The organism is Leisingera sp. (assembly GCF_034669605.1).
In the GTDB taxonomy this organism is placed as follows: domain Bacteria; phylum Pseudomonadota; class Alphaproteobacteria; order Rhodobacterales; family Rhodobacteraceae; genus Leisingera.
Genome location: NZ_JAXMOX010000351.1, coordinates 1 through 2,469, shown reverse-complemented (window position 1 = coordinate 2,469; position 2,469 = coordinate 1). Strand labels below are relative to the sequence as shown.

Below are 2,469 nucleotides of genomic sequence, written 5' to 3'. Positions count from 1 at the left end.
TGTGCTCTTCCGATCTCGAGGAAGACAGCCAGCTCGGCGATTTCATCGAGGACAAGAACGCCGTTTTGCCGCTCGATTCCGCCATTCAGGAAAACCTGAAGGAAACCACGACGCGCGTGCTCTCGTCGCTTACCCCGCGCGAAGAGCGGGTGCTGCGGATGCGCTTTGGGATCGGCATGAACACCGACCACACGCTCGAGGAGGTCGGTCAGCAGTTCTCGGTCACCCGCGAACGGATTCGCCAGATCGAGGCCAAGGCGTTGCGCAAACTCAAGCACCCGAGCCGGTCGCGTAAGCTGCGCTCCTTCCTCGATCAGTAAGACATCGCGCCGGGCCAGAGTGGCCCGGCGTTTTTCCTTGTCCGGCGCGCCCCTCGCATGCCGGACGTGACAGTCATTGACAGTTTCCTTGGCCCGCATTGGAACCAAGTGATTCCCGGGGGCGTTCCTATTCCGAACACCGAAGGAGACTGCCATGATCCGCCTCATCCCCACCGCCATCGCTGCCAGCCTCGCTGCCGCCGGAGTTTTCGCGGCCACGGATGCGCAATGGGACGACTCCGCACCGCTGGTGCTGGAGGTCGAGGTCGCGGCCGAGGACCTTGCCCGCTGTCAGCAGACGCTGCGCGATCTGGCGTCGCAGCCGGTCGTCACGGACGCCGGCCATTCCGGGTTCTTCGCCAATACCTCTGATCTGCCGACAGTCGTTTGCGTCGTTTACTGACCGTCAGGCTGACGCCACCACCGCAGGCCGCCCTCCGAGGCGGCCTTTTTTTTCATCCGCGAGCCGGCGCCTGTGCATTCCGCACCAAATCCGCTTGGTGTAGGATGTGGCGAACAGCTGGCCGGCGATCCAGTTCCGCCGGCGGCATGATCATGCCAGACACGGCATAGAAGGGGGTACCTGATGTCATTTTTCAAGAAGCTCTTCGGCGGCGGCAGCGCCTCCGGCACCGACAAGGACGACGCCCAGCCTGAGGAATACAAGGGTTTCCTCATCCATCCACAGCCGGTCAAGCAACCCGGCGGCTACCGCATCGGCGCCCGGATCGAGAAAGACGTCGACGGCACAGCCCGCAGCCACGATCTGATCCGCGCCGATATCATCAGCGATCCGGAAGAGGCCGAACGCATGTCGCTGCTGAAGGCGAAACAGGTGATCGACGAGCAGGGCGAGCGGCTTTTCGGCTGAGCGTCGGACCGCCGCATGGCCATTGACCCTGCGGCACGTTCCGGGTCAGGTTGTCCCGTGCCCGGAGACCGCCATGATCAGACCGCTTGTCCTTGCTGCCCTCTGCCTGCCCACAGCCGCCGCTGCCGCCTGCTTTGGCGATGCCGGCACGCCGCTGTTTCACTGCACGGTCGACGGCGGAGAGACCGAGATCCGCGTCTGCCTGCAGGACAACGCTGCCTATTACGCCTATGGCGCGCCGGGCCGCGCGCCCGATATCGTGTTTTCGCGCCACGTGCAGGATATCCACCTGACCCCCTGGCCGGGGATCGGCCGAACTTATTGGGAAGAGGTGGCCTTTGCCAACGGCCCCTTCGAATACCGCATCAACCACAGCTTTGACCGCAACGGCGAACTGCCGGCGAGCGGATTGCTGACGGTGACCCGCGACGGGCTGCAGATCGCCGAGCTGCGCTGTCAGACCGGCGGTGCATCGGTGGCCGATTTCCAGCCGCTGTTCGACGCCAAGGAGGAAAGCGGCCAGTGCTATGATCTCGGATCGCGTGTCTGGGGCAGCTGCTCCTAGCCGGCGTGGGTCCGGCCCAGCACGGCACGGCCGATGATCCGGTCGAGCGACAGCGCACCGCCGCCCTTGATCACCAGCACCGAGAGCACGAAGACCCACAGCGCCCGCTGGTCGAGGATCACCGCATCCGGCACCCGGTCGAACCAGGCGCCGAGGGTTTCGGGATGGGCGAGCCCGCCGTGGCCGATGAGGTCGGTCAGGCTCTGGACCACGATGAACCCGATCATGCCGAGCGCCGCCAGCCGGGTGACCAGCCCCAACAGGATCATCAGCGGCAGCAGGACCTCGGCCCACATCCCGGCCACGACAACCAGCCAGTGAAACACGCCAAGCTGGCTGACATCATAGGTCACCGCCTCCATCGCCCTGGGGAAGATCTGCGCATAGGCCCCGGTCGAGGGCTGCAGGACGCCGAACAGCCCGTCGCCCAGCTTGGTCACCGCCGAGGCCCAGAAATAGACCATCAGCACCGCGGCAAAGACAATACGGGCGAGCAGCGGCAGCAGCCCGTCGAGGCTGCGCTCGAGAGCGTCTGAGATCATGTCATAGAGGTTGACGAGCGCGGTCATGGCGTGCCTTTCTTCAGGTCTGTCAATGCGTTGCCTGAAATCAGCAGGCTCAGGACGGCACCGAGGTCGACCTCCGGTGCCAAGGCCAGCGCGGCCTCGTAGGCTTGGCCCAGGGTTTTGTCCGACTGCAGCGCGGCGATGAAG

The 2,469-nt window shown here is 64.8% G+C and carries 5 protein-coding genes; 4 read left to right on the top strand and 1 reads right to left on the bottom strand.

Features of this window, described 5'->3' with window-relative positions:
- From VOI29_RS24070 to VOI29_RS24055, 4 genes are all read left to right on the top strand, one after another.
- On the top strand, positions 1 to 320 hold a 320-nt coding region (locus VOI29_RS24070), incomplete at its 5' end, for a sigma-70 family RNA polymerase sigma factor (protein ID WP_323784369.1).
- A gap of 154 nt (positions 321 to 474) precedes the next feature.
- Complete coding sequence (locus tag VOI29_RS24065) at positions 475 to 723, top strand: hypothetical protein (protein ID WP_323766261.1); 249 nt, start codon at positions 475 to 477, stop codon at positions 721 to 723.
- 183 nt (positions 724 to 906) lie between these two features.
- A complete protein-coding gene (locus tag VOI29_RS24060) occupies positions 907 to 1,191 on the top strand; it encodes an HlyU family transcriptional regulator (RefSeq protein WP_323766262.1) in 285 nt (94 codons plus the stop codon).
- Between the two features lie 73 nt (positions 1,192 to 1,264).
- Entirely contained in the window at positions 1,265 to 1,756 is a 492-nt protein-coding gene (locus VOI29_RS24055) for a hypothetical protein (protein WP_323766263.1), read from the top strand.
- On the opposite strand, the gene VOI29_RS24050 is transcribed toward VOI29_RS24055, so the two are convergent.
- Positions 1,753 to 2,325, bottom strand: a complete 573-nt coding sequence (locus VOI29_RS24050) for a DoxX family membrane protein (protein ID WP_323766264.1) — start codon at positions 2,323 to 2,325, stop codon at positions 1,753 to 1,755. The two genes, VOI29_RS24055 and VOI29_RS24050, sit on opposite strands and share 4 nt — an antisense overlap.
- Positions 2,326 to 2,469 lie beyond the last annotated feature (144 nt).

Coding starts and splice junctions, on each gene's coding strand:
- VOI29_RS24055 (WP_323766263.1), top strand. CDS start 1,265: ATGATCAGACCGCTTGTCCTTGCTGCCCTCTGCCTGCCCACAGCCGCC.
- VOI29_RS24050 (WP_323766264.1), bottom strand. CDS start 2,325: ATGACCGCGCTCGTCAACCTCTATGACATGATCTCAGACGCTCTCGAG.
- VOI29_RS24065 (WP_323766261.1), top strand. CDS start 475: ATGATCCGCCTCATCCCCACCGCCATCGCTGCCAGCCTCGCTGCCGCC.
- VOI29_RS24060 (WP_323766262.1), top strand. CDS start 907: ATGTCATTTTTCAAGAAGCTCTTCGGCGGCGGCAGCGCCTCCGGCACC.